1 protein-coding gene is annotated in these 1,244 nt (G+C 68.6%); it reads right to left on the minus strand.

Annotated features, from left to right (window positions below):
• Positions 1–34: 34 nt before the first annotated feature.
• On the minus strand, positions 35–1,195 hold the full coding sequence (locus tag ACFHVL_RS31295) for an IS30 family transposase (protein WP_416632231.1): 1,161 nt from the start codon (positions 1,193–1,195) through the stop codon (positions 35–37).
• Positions 1,196–1,244: the final 49 nt, after the last annotated feature.

Raw genomic sequence — 1,244 nt, forward strand, 5'->3', positions numbered from 1 at the left:
GGCGGATTCAACCGGTCGTCGCAACAGTGGGTGTTTACGCTGCTGACGGGGCTAATAGTAGCTCGGCGAGGGCCTCGGCGGGTGTGCGGACACCGAGTGTCTTGCGGGGGCGTCCGTTCAACTCGGCGGCGACAGCGGCAAGGTGTGCAGCACTGTGGACGGACAGGTCGGTGCCCTTCGGGAAGTACTGACGCAGCAACCCGTTGGTGTTCTCGTTGCTGCCCCGCTGCCACGGCGAGTGCGGATCGCAGAAGTAGATGTCGATCCCGGCAGCGATCGACACCTCGACATGGCGGGCCAGCTCCCGGCCCTGGTCCCACGTCACCGACCGGCGTAACTGTTCCGGCAGGGTCCCGATCGCGTCGATCAACGCGTCCCGCACCTGCACCGGATGGTGTCCGTCGGGCAGGTGCAGCAGCATGCAGAACCGGGTCGACCGTTCCACCAGCGTGCCGATCGCCGACGCCCCGTTGCGGCCGATGATCAGGTCGCCCTCCCAGTGGCCGGGCACCGCCCGGTCGGCGACCTCCGCCGGCCGGTCCCGGATGTTGACCATGTCCCGCAACCGGCCCCGCCGTTCACCCTCACGCCGCCGCGGCCGCCGCAACGCCCGCCCCGTACGCAGACACGCTGCCAACTCCCGCCGCAACGCGCCCCGACCCTGTACGTACAACGACTGGTAGATCGTCTCCGGTGAGATCCGCATCCCCTCATCGTCGGGGAACGCCTCGACCAGCCGCAGACTGATCTGCTCCGGCGACCACCGCAACGTCAACCAGTGCTGCACCACCATGTGCAGCCGCTCATCGGCGGCCAGCTTCGCGACCTTCGGCCGCTTCGCCCGCTCCATCGCCTTCTCCTCGGCCCGTCCGGCCCGGTACGCGCCCCGCCAGCCGCTGTTGCGGGCGACCTCACGGCAGATCGTCGACGGCGACCGACCCAACCGGGCCGCGACCGACCGCTTCGACTCACCCCGCGCCAAGGCCAGGGCGATCTCTTCCCGCTCATCGAACGACAGGTAGCGGCCCGACGCCGCCGCAGGTGCGTTGCTCTTCACCCCACCAGCCTCGGCGAACCACCGCAGCTCAGTGGGATGAGTGATCCCGGCGTGTCGTCCCGCCTCCTCGTTCGACATGCCCAGCCGGACAGCGTCCCAGAACGCGACCCGCCGGAACCGAGGCAGCAATTTAGCCATCGCAACTCCTTGATCAACTCAGGTGTTGCGACGACCCCCTGAACCCAAG

This window comes from Micromonospora sp. LOL_023 (assembly GCF_048060115.1).
Lineage (GTDB): Bacteria > Actinomycetota > Actinomycetes > Mycobacteriales > Micromonosporaceae > Micromonospora_E.